This is a genomic window from Bradyrhizobium sp. CIR48, assembly GCF_014198315.1.
Classification (GTDB): domain Bacteria; phylum Pseudomonadota; class Alphaproteobacteria; order Rhizobiales; family Xanthobacteraceae; genus Bradyrhizobium.
Genome location: NZ_JACIHG010000011.1, coordinates 19783 through 46486, shown reverse-complemented (window position 1 = coordinate 46486; position 26704 = coordinate 19783). Strand labels below are relative to the sequence as shown.

Here is a 26704-nt window from a genome sequence, read left to right as displayed (position 1 = left end):
GCGGGCTCGACAAAAGGGTTGATTCAGCCCGCCACGTGGCGGGCGAGAATGGCCGGACGCGGCGTGTAGTGGCGCCGCCCGCAGTGACTTGAAAGGGAGATTCATGACGCGTGTTGGAATGATCGGTCTGGGGCTGATGGGCCGCTCGATTGCGGCAAATCTCGTGAAGGCGGGATTCGATGTGACGGCTTACGATGTCCGTCCTGAAGCCGAAGGCGATGTCCAAGGACTGCGATTTGCAAAGAGCCCAGCCGAAGTGGTCAAGGCCAGCGATACTGTCCTGCTATCGTTGCCGGGTCCAAAAGAAGTGGAGGAGATTTGCGTCGGCGAGCGGGGGCTGGCGGCGGCGCTCAACCCGGGTGCCCAAATCGTCGACCTCTCGACCAACTCGGTTGCGATGGTGCGCGCCTTGAACAAGACGCTGGGCGAGCGAAACATTGCGTTCCTCGACGCGCCGGTCAGCGGCGGCCCCGTCGGCGCTGCCGATGGCACCTTGGCAATCTGGGTTGGCGGAAGCCGCGAAGCATTCGAGAAGACGTTGCCGGTGCTCGAGGCGATCGGCAAGTATATCAGCTACATGGGTGATATCGGCACCGGTACTATTACGAAACTGGCCCACAACGTCGTCGCGAACATTCGGACGGCGATGCTGGGCGAGGTTCTCACGCTTGGTGTAAAGGGCGGCATCGCGCCGGAGGAGCTTCTTGCCGCAGTCCGCAACGGCTCACATGGTCGCACGCGCACCTTCGACAGCATGGCAGGCAAGATCTTGGATGGTACCTTCGATACGCCCTTGTTTCGGCTGAGGCACGCTCGCAAGGATATGGCGGTCGCGCTGGAGCTGGGTGAAGAACTCGGGGTGCCGCTCGACCTCACGCGCCTGACTTTGGCGAAGTTGGACGAGGCCATGGACCGCGGCTGGGGCGACCGAGACTCCAACGTCCACATCAAAATCCAGCAGGAGAAGTCTGGAATCAATATCCCTTCGGTTTCGCCAGAGGTCCTGAAGGCGATTGTGTCTCGTCCGTGAGCGCGACCCAGACTTCATTGAATGGGATCGAGCTCGCCCGCTCGATGATTGCGTGCGACTCGCGCCCTTCCGTGTCGAACGTGCCGCTGCTCGAGCTCATTCAGCGCCATCTTTCGGGTTGGCAGCTCGAGCGAGTCGACTACGTCGATGAAGGTGGGGTGCCGAAAGGTAATCTCGTCGCGCGCTGGCCCACGAGCACGAGCCGGCTGGCCTTCGCCGGCCATCTCGATACCGTCACCGATGCAGGCTGGACGACCGACCCGTTCGCGGCCGACCTCGAAGGTGACGAGATGGTGGGGCTCGGCGCCGTCGACATGAAGGGGCCGATCAGCGCCATGTTGGCGGCGGCGACCGGGCTACCTCACGATTGTCGGCCGTTGATAGTGCTTACAGCTGACGAAGAATCCACGAAGCGTGGAGTGCGCGAGGTCCTTGGCCGAAGCGAAACCCTCCGCGAGTTTCGCCCGCACTGCTTCATCGTAGGCGAGCCAACAAACTTTAGGCTCGTTCGGGGACATCGCGTTGACGTCCAATTCGTGGTCACTGCGTGCGGACGCCAGGCTCACTCCTCGACCGGCAAGGGCTTGAACGCAAATATCCAGCTCATTCCGTTTCTGAGCGAGCTCCGACGTTTGCATCTGCGATTGCGCGAAGACACGACCCTTCATGACAGGCAATACGACCCGCCGTTCTGCGATCTGAACTTCACGATCGAAAACTATGGCACCCTTCCGAATACGACTGTCGGCCTAGCCACGTGCAAGATTAAGCTTCGCTATTCCAAATCGTTCGATCCGCAGTTCGTGATCGATGAGCTGTCGAAGATGGCCGAAGCAAGCGGGCTCGACCTCGTCATGCAGCGGGAAGCGCCGCCGCCCGAACTCTCGGCCGACGCGCCACTCGTGCGCGCCGTTGAGGCAATCATAGGAGACACGGCCACCGTTGTGGGCTTCGGCACGGAAGCTTCCGAATATACGCGCCTCGCGCCGTCTTTAGTGCTCGGACCCGGGTGCGTCGACCAAGCGCACAAGCCTGGGGAGCGGATTCCCATCGGCGATATTCGTCGCGCGCAGGTTCTCTATTCCGAGCTGGCCCAGCGACTTAACCGGAAGCTGCCCGTCGAGTCCGCCCATGAACGGTGACGACTCGATCATGGTGCTTGCCAAGTTTGGCGGCCGGACCCCGCTCACCGCCACATTTGGGGCGCGTCGCTGAGCGCCTGCGGCCGACCTGCATCAAATTGGGTGAAACACCGTGAACAAAACCGGCCGGGGATGACCACCACATGAAGAAGATCAATAACTTAGAATATGCTCACTGCGTTCGAGACGCGGGCGTCGCACCTGGTAAGATCGCAACTTGGACTGAATGTCGGCATCGGTGGTTGCGCCTCCTGGATTTGAGCCTTTGCGGCAGGCGAAAACTCCATCTCTGGCCGTAGCTCAATTGGTAGGTTTTGACCCTGGAAAGTCGAAAATACTTTATCTTTTAATGGGGATTGACTGACTCCTCCGCCATTTGCACGATTTTCCGCGACACCGTGCGCTCGATGGCATCACATCGGCCTGCCCGCATGGGCTCTCGCCCGTGCTGGTCTCGCAATCCGGAGTTCAGCTACGCAGCACCGATGCAAAGTGTGCCTGGCGGCACATCGCACAGGTAGATGGTCAGTGCGTCCGAGACTGCCGAGTGCCCTCGCGCGCCACCTGCATATCGGCGCGGCAAACAGACGGAACGCAGTGAGCGCCGCCATAAGAATTCGCTATGGCGGCAGACCGCAGTCGTGCTTCCCCCGACGAGCGACGTAAATCTATTTTTTTACCGTCAGCCGCAGCAAAAATTCAAACAGTAATGGCCAAAAAAAGCGGCGGAGTTGGCAAAGGCAATTTGCAGCAGCAAGGGAGAGGGACATGACGATCGAGTTGAGTCGGCGGCGATTTTGCCTCGGAACGGCCCTGGTCGGACTTCAAACCATCTCGTCCGGCGCTTTCGCCCGAACCGAGGACGGCACCGTCAAGCTCGGCCTCGTCGCACCGATGAGCGGGCCGAATGCCCGCTACGGTGCTTTCTCGCTGCGCGGCGCCCAGATGGCGGCGAAGGAGATCACGGCGGCCGGCGGTATCGGCGGGCGCAAGATCAACATCCTGGCCGGTGACAGCCAGGGCACCCCGGTCGAGGGCGTCTCGGCGACCAAACGGCTGATCGACCAGGATCAAGTCGATTACATCATCGGCGACGTCTCGAGCTCGGTGACGCTGGCGATGCAGCCGGTGGCCGAGGATGCCGGCGTGCTGCTGCTCAACGCGGCCTCGTCGAACCCGAAGATCACCTACAAGGCCGGCGTCGGCGGCTTCAAATGGACCTATCGTAACTATCCGACCGACGAGAACCGCGCGCTGGTCGTGCTGCAATACGCCGCCGAGAAGAAGGGCTTCACCAAATACGCCGTGCTCTCGGTTGACAGCGACTACGGCCGCGCGGCGATCGAGTTCACCAAGAAGTATCTGCCGCGCTTCAAGAGCCAGATCCTGACCGAGGATTACTACAAGGAAGGCGAGGTGGATTTCCGCAGCGTGCTCTCCAAGATCCGCGATTCCGGCGCGCAGGCGATCATCATGTACGGCAACGCCGACTCCACGCCGATCGTGGGGCGCCAGATGATGGAGGTCGGAATCGCCGGCAAGATCCCGCTGATCGGCAACGCGGAGTTCAACACCGAGAAGACCATTAAGGCGGCGCCGAAGGCGCTCGAAGGCGCGATCGAGGCCGCTGCCTGGCTTCCAGCCTACGACTCCTCGAAGAGCAAGGCCTTCGTCGAGAAATTCACCGCCGAGTTCCGCGAGGCCCCCAACAATCACGCCTATGTGCACTGGGAGACCGTGCACCTCTTGGCCAAGGCGATCGAGGAGGCGCAGAGTATCGACGGCGAGAAAGTCCGCAACGCGCTTTCCAAAATCCACTATGCAAGCGCGGTCGGCGATGTCACCTTCGACGATCACAATCAGGCCCGCTTGCCGATGATCCTGCTCGAGATCGAGCACGGCAAGCCGGCTATCAAGGGAGCCTATTCGGCCGAGATCGACTATCCCAAATAGGACTCAGCACATGTTCTACACGATCATCGAGCAGGTCGTTAACGGCATCGTATCCGGATCGGTCTATGCGATCGTTGCCGTCGGCATGACGATGATCTTCGGCGTGCTGCGCGCCATCAATTTCGCCCATGGCGAATACTACATGCTCGGCACCTTCGGGGCCTGGTTTGCGATCGAGTATTTCGATCTGCCCTATCCGGTGGCGATCGTGATCGGCGTGGTGGCGACTGCGGTGATCGCTGTCGTCATCGGAAATTTGGTGATGCAGCGCATCGTCGGGGCGCCGGCCGAAGCCGGCGTGCTCGCGACCTTGGGCGTCGCGCTGATCCTGCAGAACACGATCATCCTGGTGTTTGGCGGCAGCTACAAGTTCTTTTCGGGCGGCTATATCGAGCCGGTCACGGTGTTCGGTTTCACCTTGGCCGAGCAACGCATCCTGATCATCATCGTCGGTCTCATCGTGTTCGTCGGCCTCGAGCTGATGGTCACCTACAGCCGGATCGGCAAGGCGATGCGCGCGGTGTCGCAGAACATCGAATGCTGCGCCGTCGTTGGCATCGACGTCCGCCACGTCGCGCTCTGGACCTTCATCCTCGGCGCCGGCCTTGCGGGATTATCGGGTGTGCTGACCGCGCCCGTGAATGTCAGCGTCTACGGCGGCATGGGCGAGCTCATCACCTTCAAGACCCTGCCGATCATCATCATGGGCGGGCTCGGCAATGTCCGCGGCACGTTCGTGGCGGCGATGATTCTGGGCATCGCGGAGAGCCTGGTTGCGACTTATGTCGGGCTGCAGTTCCGCGACACCGTGGGGTTTGCGACCCTGATGCTGGTGCTGATGTGGCGTCCGCACGGGCTGTTCTCCGCGCAGGCGCGCTTCTGATCGCAGGGATGTGACACCTTGACCGAGATCGCCCGAGACCAGACCATGCCACCAGCCGAACGCAAAGTTGCGACGGGATGGGATCTGCGGCTTCCGTTCGGCCTCGTGCTCGCAGCGCTCGCCTGCGCCGCGCCGCTGTTCCTCGGCAACTATCCGCTGCACGCAATCATCATCGCTCTGATCTTCCTGCTGCCGGCCCATGGTCTCAATCTGCTGCTCGGCTACACCGGCCTGCTGTCGCTGGCGCAGGCGGCGTTCTTCGGCATCGGCGCCTATGCCTCGGCGCTGCTGGCGGTGCATTTCGGCACGCCGTTCTACCTGAATTTCCTTGCCGCCGGGCTCGTCACAGGCGTGGTCGCGCTGCCGCTCGGAATTCCCGCGCTGCGCTTGCGATCGACGTCGTTCGTGATGTGTACGCTCGGCTTCGTGATCATTGGCCAGGCGATCGCCAAGAACTGGATCAGCCTGACGCGCGGCGACATGGGACTGGCGGCAGTGCCCAAGCCTTACTTTGCGCTCGGACCGGCCTCGTTCACCGTCAGCGGCACCGTCGGCTTCTACTATCTCGTACTCGTCATTGCCGCGCTGGCAACGCTGGCGGTCTACCTGATTGTGCGCTCGCCGGCCGGCCGCAACATGATCGCCATCCGCGAGAACGAGACGCTGGCGGAATCCGTAGGGATTCCCACCTGGCACTACAAGCTGGTCGTCTTCATGATCAGCGCCGCCTTTGCCGGGCTCGGCGGCAGTCTCTATGCGCATTACCTGACCGTGGTCAGCCCACTGACCTTCCAGATGTACTATTCGACGACAATGCTGATCATCGTGCTTGGCGGCGGGGCGGGCACCATATCGGGAGTCATCTTTGGCAGCCTGCTGTTCGTCGGCCTCACTGAAGCGCTGCGTGTCGCGCCGGAACTTCGCATGATCGCCTACGGCTTCTTCCTGCTCGCCCTCGTGTTCTACTTCCCGAACGGGTTCGCGCCGCTGATCGGCCGCTTCTGGTCATTCCTCGAGAGGCGCAAATGAGCGGGCTACCGATCCTCGACATCTCCGGCCTCTGCAAATCCTACGGCGCCGTGCGCGCGGTCGACGGTGTCGACCTGCATGTCGATCGCGGCGAGATCTGCGGGCTGATCGGACCCAACGGGTCCGGAAAATCCACCTTTTTCGACTGCGTGAGCGGGCTCGCGCGGCCAAGTGCCGGAGCGGTGAAGCTCGATGGTCAGGACATCACGGGCTGGTCGCTGAGCGACATCGCCCACGAAGGCCGCATGCTGCGATCGTTCCAGAAGACCGTGGTGTTCTCGGCGCTCGATATCGAGGAGAATCTTGTGATCGCCGGGCAGATGTTCACCTTTCCCGGGATCCTGTCGACCTTCGGGATCGGCGCTGCCGCGCGCAACCGCGTCGCCGCTCTGCGGGAGCGGGCGCGCGAGCTGATCCAGATCGCGGGTCTCTGGGATGTGCGCTTCCAGCCCGCGGGAAAACTCTCCGGCGGACAGCAGAAGCTGATCCAGTTCGCCTCGATGCTGATGCCGGAACCAAAGCTCATCCTGCTCGACGAGCCCATGGCCGGGATCAATCCGAAACTGATCGAGCGTGTGGTCGAGAGCATTCGCCTTGCCAACACCTCGTTCGGCGTCAGCTTCCTGATCATCGAGCACAACATCGACGTGGTCACGAGCCTCTGCAAGCGCGTGGTCGTATTCGACCAGGGCCGCAAGCTCGCGGAGGGAACACCGGACGAGATCGTGCAGAACCAGGCGGTGCGGGAGGCCTATCTCGGTGGCTGAAACCTCTCTCTCGATCAAGGGCCTGCGCGCGGGCTACGGCTCGCTCGACATTCTCAACGGTGTCGATCTCGACGTGCCGCAGGGCCAGTTCGTCGCGCTGATGGGGCCGAACGGGGCCGGCAAGTCGACGCTGCTGAAGACGCTCTATGGCATGACCGCCGTAAAGGGCGGCCGCATCAACTGGCAGGGCAAGGACATCAGCGCGCTGAAGTCGCGCGCGATCCTGGCCGAAGGCATCTCCTGGGTACCGCAGGGCCGATGCAACTTTCCGGTCATGACGGTCGACGAGAATCTGCAGATGGCCGCCTACACGCTGCGCGATGCCAGGGTGAAGGCGGAGCGCGACTATGTCTACGATCTCTTCCCGATCCTGAAGACGCGCCGCAACACGCTGGCGGGCAACATGTCCGGCGGCGAGCAGCAACTGCTCGAGGTCGCGATGGCCGTGCTGCAGCGGCCAAAAATCCTGCTGGTTGACGAGCCGTCGGTCGGCCTGTCGCCGACCGCGATCGGCATCGTGTTCGACGAGCTCGCGCGCATCAACGCGGCTGGTCAGACCATCCTGCTGGTCGAGCAGAACACGAAGAAAGCCATGCAGGTCGCACAGCGCGCCGTCATCCTGCGGCTCGGCAAGGTGATCTGGGACGGCCGGCCCGCCGACATCACCCATGACGAGCTCGGCGAGCTCTTCCTCACCGGCCGCATGCGCGGTGAGACCGATGTCGAACATTGATACGACTTGCAACTTAAAGGACGACCACTGTGACGATCTTCGTGCCGGCCGCGCGCGTCTCGCGCATCAAGATATCTCCGACCACGGCGGCGTCCGCGCGGGTGCGCGAGCTGAAGGCTGCCGGCCGCGACATCGTCGACATGGCGATCGGGGAGCCTGACTTTGATACGCCTGATGACGTCAAGGCGGCGGCGCATGCGGCGATCGATCGCGGCGAGACGAAATATACCGCCGTCAACGGCACCGTCGCGCTGCGCAAGGGTATTATTGCCGACTACAAGCGGCGCCTTGGGCTGGATTACGCGGACAACGAGATCTGCGTCGGCGGCGGCGCCAAGCAAATATTGTTCCTCGCGCTGATGGCGAGCGTGGAGGAGGGGGCGGAGGTCATCATTCCCGCGCCCTATTGGGTATCCTATCCCGACATGGTCATCGCCAATGACGGCAAGCCTGTGATCGTCCGCTGCTCCGAGAACCAGGGCTTCAAGCTGACGGCGGAGGCGCTGGAGGCTGCGATCACGCCGAAGACGCGCTGGCTGATCCTCAATGCGCCGTCGAACCCGACCGGCGCTGCCTATTCCCGCAGCGACCTGGAAGCGCTTGGCGCCGTGCTGCTGCGCCATCCCAATGTGCTGGTGCTGTCTGACGATATCTACGACCAGATCTGGTATCGCGACGAGCCGGCGACGACGCTGGCCGCCGCGGTGCCCGCCTTGAAGGATCGCATTCTGCTCACCAACGGCGTCTCCAAGACCTACGCCATGACCGGATGGCGGATCGGCTACGCCGCGGGTCCTGCGCCGCTGGTTTCGGCGATCAACAAGCTGCAATCACAGATGTCGTCCTGCCCGTCGTCGATCAGCCAGGCGGCGGCGGCCCATGCGCTGACCAGCGACCAGTCGTTCGTGCGCGACAGCGTCAAGCTCTACAAGGAGCGCCGCGACTATGCCTGCGCGCGGCTCAACGCGATCCCGGGCCTGTCGTGCCTGGTGCCTGATGGTGCCTTCTATCTCTATCCCGGCTGCGCCGGCGTGATCGGCAAGACCGCGCCCGACGGCAAGGTCATCGAGAACGATCTCGACTTCGTGCTCTATCTCTTGGACGGTGTCGGCGTCGCCGCCGTTCAGGGCGCGGCCTACGGGCTGTCGCCGTATTTCCGGCTGTCGATCGCGACCTCGATGGAGGCGATCAAGGACGCCTGCGACCGGATTGAGCAAGCCTGCCGGGCGCTACGCTGAGAAACCGATTGAAATCAATGGGCTAGATAAGGAATAGTGCCGGTCAGGAGCGTGGTTCCAGAGCAGCATTCGATCCTCATGAGCGTCGATTTCAGGAAGCTGAAGAGCTTCGTCAAGGTGGTCGATGCCGGCAGCGTTTCGCGCGCCGCCGGCCTGCTGCGCACCGCGCAGCCGGCGCTGTCGCAGCAGATCGCGGCGCTGGAGAGCCACTTCAAGCACAAGCTGCTGCTGCGCAGCAATCACGGCATCGTGCCGACCGAAGCCGGCCTCATCCTCTACCGTCACGCACAATTGCTGCTGAAGCAGATCGAGCAGGCGCAGATCGACATCGATCAATCGACCAAGGCGCTGGCGGGACGGGTGTCGATTGGCTTGGCGACTTATTCGGCGTCGAGCACGCTGTCGTTGCCGATCTTGAAGGAGATGTCCGCGCTGCACCCGCAGATCATCGTCCACATCAACGACAGCTTCGGTCACGTGCTGAGCGAGCTGATCATGACCGGCAAGATGGACATGGCCATGATCTACGGCTCCGGCCCGATCAAGGGTGTCAAGCTGCAGCCGCTGTTCCGCGAGGAACTGTATCTGGTCTCGCGCGCCGAGACGATGGCGAAGAAGCCGACCGACGAGCCGCTGCCGCTGTCGGCGCTGGCCGATGTCAAGCTGCTGCTGCCGAGCCAGGGGCATTTCCTGCGGCGTCTGATCGATGAGTCGCTGGCGCGGGCGCGGGTGACGCCGAACGTCGCCTCCGAGATCGAATCCGTCTCCGCGCTCGGTGCGGCCGTGACCGAGGGGCTCGGCTCGACCATCCTGCCGGCCTCGGTCGCCGCCGCCAGCGCGTCGAGCTTTGCCGGTGTCGAGGTGCGGCGGCTGGTGCGCCCCGCCATCGAGGCGACCGTCTCGCTGTGCGTCTCCGATCATCTGCCGCTGTCGGAGCCCGCGCTGGCCACGCGCTCGGTGCTTCTGACCGTCGTCGAGAAGCTGATGCGCAGCCATCCGCAGGGGATCCGGGCGGTCTGAGCACGGCTGCTGGTCTCGGCCGTTCTACTGTGCATGGGGTTGTTTTCGCGATTTTGTGGTGGTGTGCGCGCCGGTTTCGTCAGGCCATAAACAAAACCTATGGCGGCAGACCGGAGTTGTGGTGGTCGCGTGGAGGCGCATTTCCTACCCTCGAAGATAATCGCTCCGAGGAAACAGATGGCCAAGCTCGCATTCGACACCGGGGGTACCTTCACCGATTTCGCGCTGCTCGACGACAAGGACGAATTGCATCTCCACAAGGTGCTGAGCACGCCGGCCAATCCGGCTGAAGCCGTGGTTCGCGGCGTCTCCGAGTTGCTCGCGGAATTCGGCGACGTCGTCGATCTGGATCATCTGCAGGTGTTAGGCGCGACCACCGTCGTCACCAATGCGGTGCTGGAGCGCAAGGGCGTCAAGACCGGCTTCATCTCGACCGCCGGTTTTCAGGACATGCTGCGCATCCGCAACGAAGGACGTTACGATCTCTACGACCTGAATCTCAGATATCCCGACCCGCTGGTGACGCGCGCGAACAGTTTCGGCGCTGTCGAGCGGATGTCCGCCGACGGCGAGGTTATCACCGCGCTAGAGGAGGACACCGTTCGCGAGATCGCCGGACGCTTGCGCCACGAGGGCATCAAGTCCGTCGCCGTCTGCCTGCTGCATGCCTACAAATATCCTGACCATGAGCAGCGCATCGCCGCGTTGCTGCGCGAGGAAGATCCCGATATCTTCGTGTCGCTGTCATCGGAGGTTTGCCCGGAAGTCCGCGAGTTCGACCGCGCCTCGACCACCGTCGTCAACGCCTATACCCGGCCGCAGATGTCCGGCCACGTCGCCCATCTCGAACGCGAATTTGCCGCCAAGGGCATCAATCGCCAGGTGCTCTGGATGACGTCGTCGGGTGGCCTCGTGCCGAGCAGCCGCGCTGCGGAGCTGCCGGTGCGCCTGATTGAGTCGGGGCCGGCGGCCGGTGCCGTCGCCGCCGCCGAATTCGGCCGCATCGCCGGCGAAGCCAGCGTGCTGTCCTTCGACATGGGCGGCACCACCGCAAAGCTCTGCCTGATCCCGAACGGTGAGCCGACCGTCGGCACCGATCTCGAAGTCGCGCATTATCATCGATTCCGCAAGGGATCGGGCTTTCCCTTAAAGATCCAGTCGATCCGGATGATCGAGATCGGCGCCGGCGGCGGTTCGATCGCGGCGAAGAATCCGCTCGGCCTGCTCGACGTCGGACCGCGTTCTGCGGGTGCGCTGCCGGGTCCCGCCGCGTATCAGCGTGGCGGCACCGAGCCGACCGTGACCGATGCCGACATCCTGCTCGGCTATATGGGCACCGAATCCTTCGTCGGCGGTTCGTTCAAGGTGTCGAAGGATGCGGCGCTCACGGCCATGACGAAGCTTGCGTCCTCGCTCGACGTCAGCGTGCCCCGCTGCGCCTTCGGCATTCACGACCTCGTCAATGAATCCATGAGCAAGGCGGCGGCGGTGCATGCGACCGATCTCGGCGTCGATCCGCGCAGCTTGCCGATGGTCGCCTTCGGCGGCGCCGGTCCCGTGCATGCCTATGGCATCGCACGCAAGCTCGGTATCAAGCGCATCATCTGCCCGACCGGCGCCGGCGTCACCTCGGCGATCGGCCTGTTGATTGCGCCGGTCGCGATCGATCTCTCCGCGAGCTTCCCGATGCAGGTCGAGAATTGGGATTTTGCCGCGATGGATCGGCTGCTCGGCGATCTCGCAGCCCAGGGCGCGGAAGTCGTCCGTGCCGCCGGCGTCGCGCCCGAGACCATCACCAACACCTACACGGTCGACATGCGCCACGTCGGTCAGGGCCACGAGATCACGGTAACGTTGCCCGATCGCAGCCTGCCGCGCGAGCAATTCTTCGAGCAGTTGCTCGGCAATTTCTACAAGCTCTATCGCGAACTGTTCGGCCGCACCGTCGCGGGCTCGTCCGTTGAGGTGATCACCTGGCGCCTGCGTTCCAGCGGCGAGAAGGATCAGGTCACCCGCCCGCACACGCGCCACGCTGCCGAGGCCAAGAAGGGGTCGCGTTCGGTCTATTTCAGCGAGCGCGGCGGCTTCGTCGAGACGCCGGTTTACGATCACTACAAGCTGCCCGTGGACGCGCCGATCCAGGGACCCGCGATCGTCGAGCAGCGAGAGTCGACCGCCGTTGTCGGCCCGAGCGGTACGGCGCATGTCGACATCAACGGCAATCTCGTGATCAACATCGCCTAAGGACGACGCCTCATGTCCGTGAATGCTGCCGATTTCAACGATCCCATCAACCTGCAGGTGATGTGGAATCGATTGATCTTCATCGCCGACCAGGCCGACATCGTGCTCGGCCGCACGGCGTTCTCGCCGATCGTGCGCGAGAACCACGACTATGTGACCGTGCTGCTCGACAGCCGCGGCCGCGCGCTGGCGCAATGCACCTGGTCGATCCCGGTGTTCATCACCTCGCTGCCGGTCGCCGCGCAGAAATATTTCCTGCCGAAGTTTCCGGTCGAGACGTTGCAAGAGGGCGACGTACTCGCCACCAACGATCCGGAGATCGGCACGGGCCATCTGCCTGACGTCACGATGATCACGCCGATCTTCAGGAACGGCAAGGTCGTGGCCTATGCCGGCTCGATCGCGCATCTGCCCGACATCGGCGGCGCTCCCTTGCACTCCGAGGCCAGCGACATCTTCGAGGAAGGTATTCGCTTCCCGATCGTGAAGCTGCACAAGGCGGGCGTTCCCAACCAGGACGTGCTCGACATCATCGCCGCTTCCGTTCGCCTGCCGACCGAGGTGATGGGCGATCTCGAATCCATGGTCGCGGCCAACAACGTGATGGGCCGCGAGCTGGTCAAGTTCCTCGATGAATACGATCTCGACAGCATCGATGAGCTGGCCGATGCGATCCACACGCGCTCCGAGGCGCAGACCCGTCGCGCGATCCGGCAATGGCCGAACGGCACTTACAGCGCCGAAGTGCTGCTCGACGGCTACGACACCGACGTGACACTGAAGGCCGCCGTGATCGTCCGCGACGATTCCATTCACGTCGACTACGCCGGAACATCCGAGCAGATCCTTCACTCGATCAATTGCCGCACCAATTATCGCTACGCTCATTCGGTCTATGCGCTGAAATGCCTGCTCGACCCGGATACGCCGAACAACGAGGGCTGCATCACGCCGATCACGGACGAGGCACCGCTCGGCTCGATTCTCAATCCGGAGGAATGGACGGCGGGCAATTCGCGTAACCTGATCGGGCATGTCATCCCCTCGCTGATCTTCAAGGCACTGGAAGGCGTGGTGCCTGACAAGGTGATGGGTGACAGCGGCGGCGCGCCGATCTGGGCCGCCAACTGCGTCGGACGGCGTGACGATGGTTCGCAATACGGTTCGGTGCAGAATTTTCATGGGGGGCAGGGGGCCCGCGCCGAATTCGATGGTCTGGATACGCTGAGCTTCCCGTCCAACTGCAAGGTCACGGCGATCGAGATGTTCGAGATCGCGGTGCCTGTGCTCACCGAGTGCAAGGAGCTGATTGCGGATTCCGGCGGCGCCGGCAAGAGCCGCGGCGGCCTCGGCCAGCGCGTCGTGCTGCGCAATCTCGGACGTAACCCGATGAACATCTACCTGGCGTCCGAACGCGTGCGCCATCCCTGCTTCGGCGTCGTCGGCGGCAAGTCGGGCAGCGCCGGCAAGGTGTACCGGAACGGCGAGCCGCAATTCCCCAAGGGCAGGGTCGTCTTGAAGACCGGCGACCGCCTGGAGGTCGAGACGCCGGGCGGCGGCGGCTGGGGACGCACAGCCGAGCGTGCGGCCGCGGCGATCGAGCTCGACCTCGCCGAAGGCTTGATTACGCCCGCGGCCGCGAGGCAGATTTACGGCTATCAGCGCTCAAGCGTAGCGGCGACCGCCGCCGAATAGGGACATCATGGGTCTGCTCGATGGAAAGATCGCACTCGTCACCGGAGCCGGAACCGGGATTGGGCGCGAGACCGCGATTCTGCTAGCACAGGATGGTGCAACGGTCGTCCTGACCGGGCGCCGGATTGATCCGCTGCGGGGCGTTGTGGCCGTGATGGAGAAGGCCGGCGGCAAGGCCGTTGCCCACGTGCTGGATGTGGCCTCGCGCGAGGCGATCCTGGAGACGGTCGCCTGGGCCAAGCGCAATGTCGGTGCGATCGACATCCTCGTCAACAATGCCGGCAGCGCCAGCAAGGTGCTGAATGCGCGCTTCCTCAGCGAAGCCGAGTGGAACGCCACGGTGAACGTCAATCTCACCGGGGTCTTTAACCTGACCCAGGCCGTGCTGGAGGACATGATCGCGAAGAAGGAGGGCACCATCATCACGGTGTCATCGCTGGCTGTGGTCAATCCGAACCTGCTCGGCGGCGCGGCCTATGGTGCGGCCAAGGCCGGCGTGAAGAATTTCATGACCTTCCTGCACAACACCTACCGGAATCAGGGCATCCGCGCGACGACCATCCTGCCCGGCGAGACCGACACCCCGATCATGGACAATCGCGCCCGGCCGCCGCTCGAGGGCGAGCGGGCGGTGATGCTCAATCCGCACGACGTCGCGCGTGCGGTGCTGCTCTGTGCGAGCCTGCAAAAGGGCGCCGTGATCCCCGAGCTGCACATCTGCCCGACCTTCATGCGCGATACATCGGCCGACATCGAGGCGGCCCGCTGGGTCGGCGCGCCCGAAGGCCTTGCCGACAAGAAGAGCTGAACTGAGAGGATTTTCCATGAACGGAGCCAAATTGCGCGAACGTCTCGCCAAGGGCGAGGCGATCACGATGTTCACGCCGCATCATGCCTCATCCGGACTGGCGGTGCGCCTCGTCGAGCTCGGCGCGGACGCCATCTTCGTCGATTGCGAGCATGGCACCTGGAGCTTCGAGGACGTGCGCGTCACGGCCCAGGCGATCCGCGGGGCCGGCGGTGCGGCGATCGTTCGTCCTCACTCGCATGAACGGCCGCTCCTGATCCGCTACCTCAATGCCGGCGCCGATGGCCTGATGGTGCCGATGGTCGATACCGCGGATCAGGCCCGCGCCATCGTCGAGGCGGTCCGCTATGCCTGTCCCGCCGACCACGAGAAGCGGCTCGTCATTGCCATGATCGAGACGCCCAAGGCGATTGACGACATCGAGGCGCTGCTTGCAGTGGAAGGCATCGATGTCTTTTTCATTGGTCCCGGCGACCTCTCGCAGAACATGGGCTATCCGCCGGCTCCGCCGTTCGGACAGCCTCGTCCGCAAGCGGTGATCGAGCGGGTCGAGTTTGCGGTCAAGAAGATTCGCGCGGCTGGCAAGATCGCGGGGACGCTGGTGACATCTGACGAACTACCGCTCTGGCTCGAGCGGGGCGTCAAATATTTCTATATCCATTCGGACCCGTTCCTGCGGATCGGACTGGCCAATGTCAAGAAGATGTTCGGACGGTAATTCCGGACGTATGGACAGAGCTCGGCGTGGATTAAATTGTCCAATCTCGCAGGCTCGTCACCGGTCCGTCAGAGCACATCATCCCGGTCAGGCCCTTGAAGCGCCCGAGCATCTCGGATTGCCGACCAGGAAATAGAAGCTGATCCCAAAGCAGAGCGCGCCAGCGCGCGACAATGGCAGCTCATGCGCACAGTGACGGCGTCGATCAATCTGGCTGCGAAGATCGCGGCGATCGGGCAGCGCGCGGTCCAATCGGCGCGATCCTGATATCGTTCGGGATCGACCTGATGTAAGTCCGGGCATAGTTTGCCCGCAGAGACCGCATGTTCGCCCGCAAATGCGTTCTTACGCGCCCGCAATTTCGGGCATAGTCGCCCTGCACTGAGAAATTAGATCGAAATTACAACAGGTCTGGCGACACCAACCAGGACACCCCGACTAATGCGGTGTGACCGCGAGTGACAGCAGGTCTCCTGGCCCGCGGGTCGTTGCATGTCGCCGCCTTCCCAAGCCGGCAGGCCAAGTAGGCAGGCCAAGTGGCGCTTGGCGAAGACTCGCCGCTTACAGTTGGGGGGCAGCCACGGCGGTGAAGGAATTCCGCACTGTATTCCCTTGTACGCTGGGCTCGTGTGCAGAGCTGGTTCGGGTTCGTGCCGTTAGGGGCCGTTTTCCCGAGGATTGCCCGTCGGCGGCCTATCGTTGGGCCGCTCCTGCGCTGTCATTCGATGCCGCCGGTCCGCGGAATCTTCGTGTCTATTTGGTACGGTACGACTCCTCTTTCGATTGTACCTACGTCAAGCGGGTGCCCGATCGGCGGTAGCGCCCGGTGACGACAATCTTTGCGCTCGCAGGCCCTGCATCCTGGCCCGATCGGGTCGATCGCATCGAGATCGTCCAGGTCCATGCCTTTCGAGTAGATCGTCTCGTTTGCATAGGCAATCTCGCATCCGAGTCCGACCGCAACGGCGCGCGGCCGGCTAAGATATGAACCTGCCGAGAGGCTCACGGTTCGAGCTACCGAAAGATACCTGGTCCCATCCGGGGTGGCAGCTAACTGGACCAGGATGCGCCCAGGATGCGAAAACGATTGATGCACGTTCCAGAGGGGGCAGGGACCTCCGAAGCGCGCGAACTGGAAGCGGGTGGCGCTGCTGCGCTTCAGCACGTTTCCGGCAATGTCGATCTTCAGAAAATAGAACGGGATTCCAGGAGAGTTCCGACGTTGCAGTGTGCTTAAGCGATGACAGACCTGTTCGAAGCTCGTGCCGAAACGCCGCTGAAGGCGTTCGATGTCATACCGAGCTTCGCGCGCGGTGTTGAGAAATGCCTCGTACGGCATGACCAGGGCTCCGGCAAAGTAATTGGCGAGGGCGACGCGTGCCAGCGAAGCGGCCTCCTTATTGCTCAATCGTGCCTGTTTGATCTGGCGCTCGATGCTCTCTCGCTCTTCCAGGAGGCCGATTACGTGAGCGATCCAGAAGAGCCGGCTTTCTACCGGAGCATCTGCGGACAGAAAGAGTGTCTTGGCGCTGTTATCGAGTCGCCAGATCATGCCCTCGCCAAGATCCTCCAGAGCGTACTCCGTTCTGATTCCATACGCGTCGCGCAGATATCTGATGAAGTCTTCGCTGCGATTCTCGGGGTGGAAATTTCTTGCTTCAGCGAGCCGTTCGGCAGCCCGGTCTAGCGTGTCGAAATAGTTTCGCTTCGATTGCACCCAATCTCGGACCTCATCGTAAGGAAAACGGCTCGCTGCAGCCACATCATTCTGCGCAACGCGCGTTTGAAGGGAACGATGCTCTTCTTCGAGCGCAAGATAACCGCGATAAAGATGAAGAAAGCGCTGCGCGATGTCTGGGGCGACACGAACAGCCGCGCTCGCTTCGTCGGCTGATATCGCTGACCCGAACAGCGGGTCGCTGGCAGTTTCACGCAGTTCGCTCGCGAGACGCAAATCGTCGTCGGCTGCGAAGTAGTTGGGCTCAATGCCCAGTAACCGGCTGAGCCGAGTTAGCAACTTGCGCGTGATTGGCCTCTGATCTCCCTCCATTTGGCTGAGATAACCCGCGGAAATGCCAAGAGCGTCTGCGAGTTCGGCTTGAGTGGTCCCGCGTTGTTCGCGCAGTCGCCGCAGCCGGTCGCCCGCAAAGATCTTGTGTAGTTTTGTCACTTTACAGACTTTACAAAATGTGCCGTGTCGTCAGCAGTTTTAAGCACTTTCTTAGTCCTCCAAACGTGCCCAATTTGCTAAGTTTGCATACATTCGAGTGAGGTGCAAAGGCCATCAAACGTCGCCGGCCGATCCGGGGAACTGGCCTAGCCGCCCAATCGTGAAGTTCGGAAAACAGTGGCCGCTACGGGCTCGTCCCGGTTGGCGCCGCCGTCTTGCGAGGCTTTGGGAAAGTGACCGCAGAACCCGCGGATCACGCCCGGATCAAGCGCGGCTTGCACCCTACGTAGAGCGCGCTTTTTTTGGTTCGCCCCGAGTCGAACCTAACTGTGAGGACTTACGCCGCCGTGACTACATTGGCCGAACTCGAAGAAAGACGTGCCGGCGCCAGGTTCGGCGGCGGTGAGAAGCGCATCCAAGCGCAGCACGCCCGCGGCAAGCTGACCGCGCGCGAGCGCATCGAGCTCTTGCTCGACAAGGGATCGTTCGAGGAGTTCGACATGTTCGTCGAGCACCGCTCCACCGAGTTCGGCATGGAGAAGACCAAGGTGCCCGGCGACGGCGTCGTCACCGGCTGGGGCACCGTCAACGGCCGCAAGACCTTTGTCTTCGCGAAAGACTTCACGGTGTTCGGCGGCTCGCTGTCCGAGACCCACGCGCTGAAGATCACAAAGCTCCAGGACATGGCGATGAAGGCGCGGGCGCCCATCATCGGCCTCTATGACGCGGGTGGCGCCCGCATCCAGGAGGGCGTTGCCGCGCTCGCCGGCTATTCCTACGTGTTCCGCCGCAACGTGCTGGCCTCGGGCGTGATCCCGCAGATCTCCGTCATCATGGGCCCCTGCGCCGGCGGCGACGTCTATTCGCCGGCCATGACCGACTTCATCTTCATGGTGAAGAACACCAGCTACATGTTCGTCACCGGCCCCGACGTCGTGAAGACCGTCACCAACGAGGTCGTCACGGCGGAAGAGCTCGGCGGCGCCTCGGTGCACGCGACGCGCTCCTCGATCGCCGATGGCGCCTTCGAGAACGACGTCGAGACGCTGCTGCAGATGCGGCGCCTGATCGACTTCCTGCCGTCCAACAACACCGACGGCGTGCCGGAATGGCCGAGCTTCGATTCGATCGAGCGCCTCGACGATTCCCTGGACACGCTGATCCCCGACAATCCGAACAAGCCCTATGACATGAAGGAGCTGATCCTGAAGGTCGTGGACGAGGGCGATTTCTTCGAGATCGCGGATGCGTTTGCCAAGAACATCGTCACGGGCTTTGGCCGCATCGCCGGCCGCACCGTCGGCTTCGTCGCCAACCAGCCGATGGTGCTGGCCGGCGTGCTCGACAGCGATGCGTCTCGCAAGGCCGCGCGCTTTGTTCGTTTCTGTGATGCCTTCAACATCCCGATCGTCACCTTCGTCGACGTGCCGGGCTTCCTGCCCGGTACCGCGCAGGAATATGGCGGCCTGATCAAGCACGGCGCCAAGCTGCTGTTCGCCTATTCGCAGTGCACCGTGCCGCTCATCACCATCATCACCCGCAAGGCCTATGGCGGCGCCTTCGACGTTATGGCGTCGAAGGAAATCGGCGCCGACATGAACTACGCCTGGCCGACCGCCCAGATCGCGGTGATGGGCGCCAAGGGCGCGGTCGAGATCATCTTCCGCAGCGACATCGGCGACCCCGACAAGATCGCCGCGCGCACCAAGGAATACGAAGACCGCTTCCTGTCGCCGTTCATTGCTGCGGAACGCGGCTATATCGACGACGTCATCATGCCGCACTCGACCCGCAAGCGGATCGCAAGGGCGCTGGCGATGCTGAAGGACAAGAAGGTCGAGATGCCCGCGAAGAAGCACGACAATTTGCCGCTATGACAATGTTCAAGAAAATCCTGATCGCCAACCGCGGCGAAATCGCCTGCCGGGTCATCAAGACCGCCCGCAAGATGGGAATTGAGACGGTTGCCGTCTATTCCGAGGCCGACCGCGACGCCCTCCATGTCGAGATGGCCGACGAAGCCGTGCTGATCGGGCCGCCGGCCGCGGCCGAGAGCTATCTGGTGATCGAGAAGATCGTAGAGGCCTGCCGCAAGACGGGCGCTGAAGCCGTGCATCCCGGCTACGGCTTCCTCTCCGAGCGCGAGGCGTTTCCGCGCGCGCTGGAAGCCGCCGGCATCGTCTTCATCGGCCCCAACCCGGGCGCGATCGCCGCGATGGGCGACAAGATCGAATCCAAGAAGGCGGCTGCGAAGGCCAAGGTCTCGACCGTGCCCGGCTATCTCGGCGTCATCGAGGACGACAAGCGCGCGGTCAGGATCGCCGACGAGATCGGCTACCCCGTCATGATCAAGGCCTCCGCCGGCGGTGGCGGCAAGGGCATGCGCATCGCGCATTCGAAGGCCGAGGTCGCCGAAGGTTTCAACCTGGCCAAGGCGGAGGCCAAGGCCTCGTTCGGCGACGACCGCGTCTTCGTCGAGAAGTTCATCGTCGATCCCCGCCACATTGAGATCCAGGTGCTCGGCGACAAGCACGGCAACGTGATCTATCTCGGCGAGCGCGAATGCTCGATCCAGCGCCGTAACCAGAAGGTCATCGAGGAGGCGCCGTCGCCGCTGCTCGACGAAGCGACCCGCCGCCAGATGGGCGAGCAGGCGGTCGCATTGGCCAAGGCCGTGAACTACGATTCCGCCGGCACCGTCGAATTCGTCGCAGGCCAGGACAAGAGCTTTTACTTCCTGGAGATGAACACGCGCCTCCAGGTCGAGCATCCCGTGACCGAGCTCGTCACCGGCGTCGACCTCGTCGAGCAGATGATCCGGGTTGCCGCCGGCGAGAAGCTCGCCATTGCGCAGAAGGACGTCACGCTCACGGGGTGGGCCGTGGAATCGCGCCTCTATGCGGAAGATCCGTTCCGCAACTTCCTGCCTTCGATCGGGCGCCTGGTGAAATATCGCCCGCCAGCGGAAGTGAGCAAGGACGGCATCACCGTGCGCAACGACACCGGCGTGCAGGAGGGTGGCGAGATCTCGATCCATTACGATCCGATGATCGCAAAGCTCGTCACGCACGCGCCGTCGCGCGCGGCGGCAATCGAAGCGCAGGCGACTGCGCTGGATTCGTTCTATGTCGACGGCATCCGCCACAACATCCCGTTCCTGTCGGCGCTGATGCACCATCCGCGCTGGCGTGAGGGCAATCTGTCGACCGGCTTCATCGCGGAAGAATTCCCCAAGGGCTTTGTGGTGCGCGTGCCCGAAGGCGAGGTTGCCCGGCGCATCGCCGCGGTCGGCGCCGCCATCGATCACGTGCTCGGCGAGCGCAAGCGGCAGATCTCCGGTCAGATGGGCGGCCGCATCGTGCAGCGCGAGCGCCGCCGCGCGGTGTGGCTTGATCGCCAGGAGATTTTGCTCGAGGTTGCCCGCGAGGGTGAGGCGATCGCGATTCGCTTCGTCGACGCCGAGGGCAAGGCCGGCAACGCGCATCTGTTGCAGTCGCCCTGGAAGCCCGGCGATCCGGTCTGGCAGGGCACTATCGACGGTCATTTCGTTGCGGTACAGGCGCGCCCGATCGCCAACGGCATCCGCCTCGCGCATCAAGGTGTCGAAGTGCCGGTCTATGTCTGGACCGAAGCGGAAGCTGCCTCGGCGCGCCTGATGCCGGTGACGACGGCCTCGGACAGCGGCAAGAAGCTGCTGTGCCCGATGCCCGGCCTCGTCGTCTCGATCGCGGTGACCGAGGGGCAGGAGGTCAAGGCCGGCGAAACGTTGGCGGTGGTCGAAGCCATGAAGATGCAGAACGTGCTGCGTGCCGAGCAGGACGGCACCGTGAAGAAGGTCCACGCCAGCGCCGGCGCGACACTCGCGGTGGATGCGCTGATCCTGGAGTTCGGATAGCGCATTCGGTACGCAATCGACGAAAAATTCTGAAGGGAGATGCAAATGGTAGCCGCTTCGGGTTCGCAAACGGTCGGAGGAAACGGCCCTCTTGCCGGCGTTCGTATCGTGGAATTCGCCGGCATTGGTCCCGGCCCGTTCGCTTGTATGATGTTAGCGGATATGGGGGCCGACGTAGTGACTCTGGATCGCGTCGGTGCTGCCAGAAACTTGAAGGGCATTGCGGAGCGCGGTCGTAAGTGGGTGCATGTCGATTTAAAGGACGACAAGAGCAGAGGCGACGTCATCGAGCTTCTCCACACGGCCGACGCCCTGATCGAGGGATTTCGTCCGGGTGTGATGGAACGCCTAGGGCTCGGTCCCGAAGTGATTTTCAAGTGCAATCCTCGAATAGTGTACGGGCGGATGACCGGTTGGGGGCAACATGGACCTCTCGCTAACGCGGCTGGTCACGATATCAACTACATCTCAATCACAGGTGCGCTCGCCGCGATCGGCACGCGCGAACAGCCCATCCCCCCGCTCAATCTGGTCGGTGATTTCGGCGGAGGTGCGCTCTATCTTGTCGTCGGAATCCTTGCCGCGCTGATGGAAGCGACAAAGTCGGGCAAGGGACAGATTGTGGACGCCGCAATGTGCGACGGAGCGGCCTCGTTGATGACTATGTTCTTCGATATGAGCGCTACAGGGGATTGGGTGGAAGGCCGCGAGCAGAACCTGCTGGACGGAGGCGCGCATTTCTATGGTGTCTTCGAATGTGCTTGCGGCAAGTTCGTCTCGGTTGGATCTATTGAGCCGCAATTCTACGCGCTCTTGCGACGGCACGCAGACCTGCATGATCCTGAGTTCGATGCTCAGATGAATCGTGCCGCCTGGCCAAAACTGAAGAAAAGACTTGCAGACGTTTTTAAGAGCAAGACGCGCGAGGAGTGGTGCAAGATCATGGAAGGCACCGACGTTTGTTTCGCCCCAGTCTTGACGATGGCAGAGTCCTCGCGACACGACCACATGGTTTCGCGTGAAGCCTTTCTCACTCGCCACGGGGTCCTCCAGCCGGCTCCGGCGCCACGGTTCTCGAGGACACCCTCAATGGTCCGCGAGCCTGAAGAACTGCCGCTCGCGGCGCTCGTGAGCTCCTGGAGATTCGCCGATAGGTCTAGGTGACCTGAGGCCTAGTCATTTCCAATTGGCGGTGATCCATATTTTGCGCCGATCTGAAGGAGGCTCAAACAGTGACGCCCGATGACCTGTCGCTCGCGGCCGAGTTTCCAAAGGCGCAGCACGCGGACTGGTGCAAGCTGGTCGACGGCGTGCTGAAGGGCGCGCCGTTCGAGAAGCTGGTCGGCAAGACTTACGACGGCCTCAGGATCGAGCCGCTCTATCCCCGTGCCAAAGGTGTTGCGCCGGTGACAGGACGGCCGGCGGCCGCGCCGTGGCAGATCATGCAGCGGATCGATCATCCCGATGTGACTGCTGCGAATGCGCAGGCACTGACCGACCTCGAGAACGGCGCGACGGGCCTTGCGCTGGTGTTCGCCGGCGGCAGTGGCAGCCACGGTTTCGGTCTGGAACCGACGGCCGATGCAGTCGCGAAAGTGTTGAAGGACATTCATCTCGATGCCGGCATTGGCATCGAGCTTCAGGTCGGCCCGCAATCCCGGATGGCCGCGATCCATGTCGCGGAATATGTGAAGAGCAACGGCCTCGATCCCGCCGCCTGCAATATCCGCTTCGGGCTTGATCCGCTCGCGGCCGGTGCGGTGTGGGGCCACAGCCCTTATAGCTGGAACGAGATCGTCCCTGCCGTCACCGGCGCGATCAAGGGCCTCGCCGCGCTCGGTTTCAAGGGACCGTTCGCGTCTGCCGACGGACGGGTGATCCACGATGCCGGCGGCTCCGAGGTGCAGGAGCTTGCCTTCGTGCTCGCCTGCGGCGTCGCTTACCTACGCGCCATCGAAAGCGCGGGCGTTCCGCTGGAGCAGGCGCAAGGCATGATTTATGCGCGGCTCTCCGCGGATGCCGACCAGTTCCTGACCATGGCAAAGTTCCGCGCGCTGCGATTGCTATGGGCGCGCGTCGAGACCGCCTGCGGCCTGACGCCAAAGCCGCTGTTCATCGCCGCCGACACCGCCTGGCGCATGCTGACGCAGCGCGATCCCTATGTGAACATGCTGCGCGCGACCATCGCGACATTCGCAGCCGGGCTTGCCGGCGCCAATGCGATCACCGTGCTGCCGCATACGCTGGCGCTCGGGCTGCCCGATCCGTTCGCGCGCCGCGTGGCGCGTAACACGCAGCTTCTATTGCTTGAGGAAAGCAACCTCGCCAAGGTCAGCGATCCCGCGGCCGGTGCCGGCGGCATCGAGACGTTGACGGCACAGCTCTGCGACGCCGCCTGGACGCTGTTCCAGGACAGCGAGAAGGCCGGCGGCGCCTTCGCCGCGCTTCAGCAGAGCCTGTTCCAGAGCAAGGTCGCAGCCGCACGAAAGGCGCGCGACGCGAACATCGCAAAGCGGCGCGACGTGCTGACCGGTGCCAGCGAGTTTCCGAACCTGCATGAGAGCGAGACGGCGGTGCTGAAGGCAACGCCCATCGCACTGGCACCTTATGGCGAGGCCAAATACAAGTTCGATGCACTCGCCCCGATCCGGCTTGCCCAGCCGTTCGAGGCACTGCGCGACAAATCCGATGCGGCGTTGAAGGCGCGGGGATCGCGGCCAAGCGTGTTTCTGGCCAATCTGGGCACGCCCGCGGATTTCACGGCGCGCGCAACCTTTGCAAAAAGCTTCTTCGAGGCCGGCGGCATCCAGGCCATCGACAGCGACGGTTTTGATGATCCCGCCAAACTGACCGCCGCCTTCAAGGCTTCCGGCGCCGCGCTCGCCTGCCTTTGTTCCAGCGACAAGGTCTATGTGGCAGAGGCGGAAGCCGCAGCCCAGACGCTGCAGGGCGCCGGCGCGCGGCGCATCTATTTGGCAGGGCGTCCCGCTGACTCAGAAACGGCGCTGCGTGCGGCAGGCATCGGCGGATTGATCTTCGCGGGCACCGACGCGCTCGCCACCCTGCAAGATGCATATCGTTGGACGGAGTCCACATGACCCGCATTCCCAATTTCGCCGACGTCGCCTTCGAGCGCGCTGCCGCTGCCGCGCCAGCCGGCAGCGCCGAGCCGTGGCTGACGCCCGAGGGCATTCTGGTGAAGCCCGGCTATGGCGAGGCTGATCTGGCCGGGCTCGATTTCCTCGAGACTTATCCCGGCATCGCGCCTTACCTGCGCGGTCCCTACCCGACCATGTATGTCAACCAGCCCTGGACCGTCAGGCAATACGCCGGCTTCTCCACGGCAGAGGATTCCAACGCGTTCTACCGCCGCAACCTCGCAGCCGGACAGAAGGGCCTCTCCGTCGCCTTCGACCTCGCCACCCATCGCGGCTATGACAGCGACCATCCGCGCGTCGGCGGCGACGTCGGCATGGCCGGCGTGGCGATCGATTCCATCTACGACATGCGCACGCTGTTCGCGGGGATTCCACTCGACCAGATGAGCGTGTCCATGACCATGAACGGCGCGGTGCTGCCGATCCTCGCGCTCTATGTTGCGGCTGCGGGCGAACAGGGCGTGGCGCCGGAGAAGCTCTCAGGGACCATTCAGAACGACATTCTGAAAGAGTTCATGGTGCGCAACACCTACATCTATCCGCCCGCCCCCTCGATGCGGATCATCTCGGACATCTTTGCGTACACCTCGCAAAAGATGCCGAAATACAATTCGATCTCGATCTCCGGCTATCACATGCAGGAGGCCGGCGCGACGCAGGACCTCGAGCTCGCCTATACGCTCGCCGACGGCGTCGAATATCTGCGTGCCGGCCTTGCCGCAGGCCTGGATGTCGACCGGTTCGCGCCGCGTCTGTCGTTCTTCTGGGCGATCGGCATGAACTTCTTCATGGAGGTCGCCAAGCTGCGCGCCGCGCGCCTGCTCTGGGCGAAGCTCTTGAAGCCGTTCAACCCGAAGGACCCGCGCTCGCTGTCGCTGCGCACGCATAGCCAGACCTCGGGCTGGTCGCTGACCGCGCAGGACGTCTTCAACAACGTGATGCGCACGACCGTCGAGGCTATGGCGGCAACGCAAGGCCACACCCAGTCGCTGCACACCAATGCGCTCGACGAGGCCTTGGCGCTGCCGACCGATTTCTCGGCCCGCATCGCCCGCAACACCCAGCTCTTCCTCCAGCAGGAGAGCGGCACCACCCGCATCATCGATCCCTGGGGCGGCTCGTATTACGTCGAGCGGCTGACGCGCGATCTCGCCGCGAAGGCGTGGGTCCACATCCAGGAGGTCGAGGAGCTCGGCGGCATGGCCAAGGCGATCGAGGCCGGCGTGCCCAAGCTCCGCATCGAGGAAGCTTCCGCCAAGACGCAAGCCCGCATCGATGCCGGCAAGCAGGCGGTGATCGGCGTCAACAAGTACAAGCCGACCGACGAGGCGCCGATCGACATCCTCAAGGTCGACAACACCAACGTCCGCCGCTTGCAGATCGACAAGCTGACGCGGCTGAAGTCCGAGCGCAACCAGAAGGACGTCGATGCCGCGCTCGCCGCGTTGACGCGCTCGGCCGGCGAAGGCAACGGCAATCTGCTCGCGCTCGCGATCGACGCGGCGCGCGCGAAGGCGACCGTCGGCGAAATTTCGGACGCGATGGAGAAGGTGTTCGGCCGGCACCGCGCCGAGATCAAATCCATCACCGGCGTCTACAAGCGGGAGGCGTCCAGCATGGGCAACCACGTCGAGAAGGTTCAGGCGCTGATCGACGCTTTCGAGGAGGCAGAGGGCCGCCGCCCGCGCATCCTGGTCGCCAAGATCGGCCAGGACGGCCACGACCGCGGCCAGAAGGTGATTGCATCTGCGTTCGCCGATATCGGCTTCGACGTCGACATCGGGCCGCTGTTTGCGACCGCGGACGAAGCCGCCCGGCAGGCGGTCGAGAACGACGTCCACATCCTCGGCGTCTCCTCGCTCGCCGCCGCCCACCTCACGGCCGTGCCCGAACTCAAGGCCGCGCTGAGGAAGCAGGGCCGCGAGGACATCATGATCATCGTCGGCGGCGTGGTGCCACCGCAGGATTACGACGCGCTCTACGCCGCCGGCGCCGAAGCCATCTTCCCGCCCGGCACCGTGATCGCAGACGCGGCCGAGGAGCTGATCGAGAAACTCAACGCACGCCTTGGACATAGTGAGGCAGCATAGATTGGTTGTGCGGCCAGTGCGGATGGTTCGAGTTGGTCGAGGGAGCAAATGCGAGAAGTCGTCCATCTAAAGGCATGCTAATCCCGTGAGTACCAAGAGACGATCATGCACACCCTTGATCTGATTCGTGA

General features: G+C 63.2%; 19 protein-coding genes and 1 riboswitch. Of the genes, 18 read left to right on the top strand and 1 reads right to left on the bottom strand.

Translation table 11 applies throughout. From position 1 onward, the window contains the following. The first annotated feature begins 103 nt into the window (after positions 1-103). The 13 genes from GGD66_RS29830 to GGD66_RS29770 all read left to right on the top strand — a co-directional run bounded on the left by GGD66_RS29830 (position 104) and on the right by GGD66_RS29770 (position 15260). Positions 104-1030: an NAD(P)-dependent oxidoreductase gene (locus tag GGD66_RS29830; protein ID WP_183259886.1), complete on the top strand. Its 927-nt coding sequence runs from the start codon at positions 104-106 to the stop codon at positions 1028-1030. After that, positions 1027-2172, top strand: a complete 1146-nt coding sequence (locus GGD66_RS29825) for a M20/M25/M40 family metallo-hydrolase (protein ID WP_183259884.1) — start codon at positions 1027-1029, stop codon at positions 2170-2172. Before GGD66_RS29830 ends, GGD66_RS29825 begins: the two co-directional genes overlap by 4 nt. Before the next feature lie 768 nt (positions 2173-2940). Beyond that, the gene (locus GGD66_RS29820; protein ID WP_183259882.1) at positions 2941-4125 is read left to right on the top strand and encodes an ABC transporter substrate-binding protein; all 1185 of its coding nucleotides are present in this window, start codon (positions 2941-2943) and stop codon (positions 4123-4125) included. 10 nt (positions 4126-4135) lie between these two features. Continuing rightward, positions 4136-5008 (top strand): branched-chain amino acid ABC transporter permease, encoded by an 873-nt coding sequence (locus GGD66_RS29815; RefSeq protein ID WP_183259880.1) that lies wholly within the window; start codon positions 4136-4138, stop codon positions 5006-5008. A 45-nt stretch (positions 5009-5053) separates the two neighbouring features. Next, on the top strand, positions 5054-6037 hold the full coding sequence (locus GGD66_RS29810) for a branched-chain amino acid ABC transporter permease (RefSeq protein WP_183260268.1): 984 nt from the start codon (positions 5054-5056) through the stop codon (positions 6035-6037). Continuing rightward, positions 6034-6804, top strand: a complete 771-nt coding sequence (locus GGD66_RS29805; RefSeq protein WP_183259877.1) for an ABC transporter ATP-binding protein — start codon at positions 6034-6036, stop codon at positions 6802-6804. The genes GGD66_RS29810 and GGD66_RS29805 overlap by 4 nt, the downstream gene beginning before the upstream one ends. Then, positions 6797-7537, top strand: coding sequence for an ABC transporter ATP-binding protein (locus GGD66_RS29800; protein WP_183259875.1), 741 nt, complete (start codon positions 6797-6799; stop codon positions 7535-7537). Before GGD66_RS29805 ends, GGD66_RS29800 begins: the two co-directional genes overlap by 8 nt. Positions 7538-7566: 29 nt before the next feature. Beyond that, positions 7567-8775 (top strand): aspartate transaminase, encoded by a 1209-nt coding sequence (locus GGD66_RS29795; protein ID WP_183259872.1) that lies wholly within the window; start codon positions 7567-7569, stop codon positions 8773-8775. A 78-nt stretch (positions 8776-8853) separates the two neighbouring features. Then, positions 8854-9795, top strand: a complete 942-nt coding sequence (gene nac, locus GGD66_RS29790; RefSeq protein ID WP_183259870.1) for a nitrogen assimilation transcriptional regulator NAC — start codon at positions 8854-8856, stop codon at positions 9793-9795. 177 nt (positions 9796-9972) lie between these two features. Continuing rightward, positions 9973-12039, top strand: coding sequence for a hydantoinase/oxoprolinase family protein (locus tag GGD66_RS29785; RefSeq protein WP_183259868.1), 2067 nt, complete (start codon positions 9973-9975; stop codon positions 12037-12039). Between the two features lie 12 nt (positions 12040-12051). Continuing rightward, positions 12052-13734, top strand: a complete 1683-nt coding sequence (locus tag GGD66_RS29780; protein WP_183259866.1) for a hydantoinase B/oxoprolinase family protein — start codon at positions 12052-12054, stop codon at positions 13732-13734. Between the two features lie 7 nt (positions 13735-13741). Next, complete coding sequence (locus GGD66_RS29775; protein ID WP_183259863.1) at positions 13742-14542, top strand: SDR family oxidoreductase; 801 nt, start codon at positions 13742-13744, stop codon at positions 14540-14542. A 16-nt stretch (positions 14543-14558) separates the two neighbouring features. After that, positions 14559-15260, top strand: a complete 702-nt coding sequence (locus tag GGD66_RS29770) for an HpcH/HpaI aldolase/citrate lyase family protein (RefSeq protein WP_183259861.1) — start codon at positions 14559-14561, stop codon at positions 15258-15260. A gap of 445 nt (positions 15261-15705) precedes the next feature. Beyond that, positions 15706-15917: riboswitch (cobalamin riboswitch) on the bottom strand. A 61-nt stretch (positions 15918-15978) separates the two neighbouring features. Here GGD66_RS29770 and GGD66_RS29765 read toward each other — a convergent pair. Beyond that, the gene (locus tag GGD66_RS29765; RefSeq protein ID WP_183259859.1) at positions 15979-17430 is read right to left on the bottom strand and encodes a short-chain fatty acyl-CoA regulator family protein; all 1452 of its coding nucleotides are present in this window, start codon (positions 17428-17430) and stop codon (positions 15979-15981) included. 347 nt (positions 17431-17777) lie between these two features. On the opposite strand from GGD66_RS29765, the gene GGD66_RS29760 reads away from it, so the two are divergent. The 5 genes from GGD66_RS29760 (at position 17778) to scpA (ending at position 26573) form a co-directional block, all read left to right on the top strand. Then, positions 17778-19307, top strand: coding sequence for an acyl-CoA carboxylase subunit beta (locus tag GGD66_RS29760; RefSeq protein WP_183259857.1), 1530 nt, complete (start codon positions 17778-17780; stop codon positions 19305-19307). 2 nt (positions 19308-19309) lie between these two features. Then, entirely contained in the window at positions 19310-21325 is a 2016-nt protein-coding gene (locus tag GGD66_RS29755) for an acetyl/propionyl/methylcrotonyl-CoA carboxylase subunit alpha (protein WP_183260266.1), read from the top strand. Positions 21326-21370: 45 nt separating this feature from the next. Continuing rightward, entirely contained in the window at positions 21371-22489 is a 1119-nt protein-coding gene (locus GGD66_RS29750; RefSeq protein ID WP_183259856.1) for a CaiB/BaiF CoA-transferase family protein, read from the top strand. 68 nt (positions 22490-22557) lie between these two features. After that, positions 22558-24423, top strand: coding sequence for a methylmalonyl-CoA mutase family protein (locus GGD66_RS29745; RefSeq protein ID WP_183259854.1), 1866 nt, complete (start codon positions 22558-22560; stop codon positions 24421-24423). After that, entirely contained in the window at positions 24420-26573 is a 2154-nt protein-coding gene (scpA, locus tag GGD66_RS29740) for a methylmalonyl-CoA mutase (protein ID WP_183259852.1), read from the top strand. Before GGD66_RS29745 ends, scpA begins: the two co-directional genes overlap by 4 nt. Positions 26574-26704 lie beyond the last annotated feature (131 nt).

Coding starts and splice junctions, on each gene's coding strand:
- GGD66_RS29775 (WP_183259863.1), top strand. CDS start 13,742: ATGGGTCTGCTCGATGGAAAGATCGCACTCGTCACCGGAGCCGGAACC.
- GGD66_RS29815 (WP_183259880.1), top strand. CDS start 4,136: ATGTTCTACACGATCATCGAGCAGGTCGTTAACGGCATCGTATCCGGA.
- GGD66_RS29810 (WP_183260268.1), top strand. CDS start 5,054: ATGCCACCAGCCGAACGCAAAGTTGCGACGGGATGGGATCTGCGGCTT.
- GGD66_RS29750 (WP_183259856.1), top strand. CDS start 21,371: ATGGTAGCCGCTTCGGGTTCGCAAACGGTCGGAGGAAACGGCCCTCTT.
- GGD66_RS29770 (WP_183259861.1), top strand. CDS start 14,559: ATGAACGGAGCCAAATTGCGCGAACGTCTCGCCAAGGGCGAGGCGATC.
- nac (WP_183259870.1), top strand. CDS start 8,854: ATGAGCGTCGATTTCAGGAAGCTGAAGAGCTTCGTCAAGGTGGTCGAT.
- GGD66_RS29820 (WP_183259882.1), top strand. CDS start 2,941: ATGACGATCGAGTTGAGTCGGCGGCGATTTTGCCTCGGAACGGCCCTG.
- GGD66_RS29785 (WP_183259868.1), top strand. CDS start 9,973: ATGGCCAAGCTCGCATTCGACACCGGGGGTACCTTCACCGATTTCGCG.
- GGD66_RS29755 (WP_183260266.1), top strand. CDS start 19,310: ATGTTCAAGAAAATCCTGATCGCCAACCGCGGCGAAATCGCCTGCCGG.
- GGD66_RS29780 (WP_183259866.1), top strand. CDS start 12,052: ATGTCCGTGAATGCTGCCGATTTCAACGATCCCATCAACCTGCAGGTG.
- scpA (WP_183259852.1), top strand. CDS start 24,420: ATGACCCGCATTCCCAATTTCGCCGACGTCGCCTTCGAGCGCGCTGCC.
- GGD66_RS29805 (WP_183259877.1), top strand. CDS start 6,034: ATGAGCGGGCTACCGATCCTCGACATCTCCGGCCTCTGCAAATCCTAC.
- GGD66_RS29830 (WP_183259886.1), top strand. CDS start 104: ATGACGCGTGTTGGAATGATCGGTCTGGGGCTGATGGGCCGCTCGATT.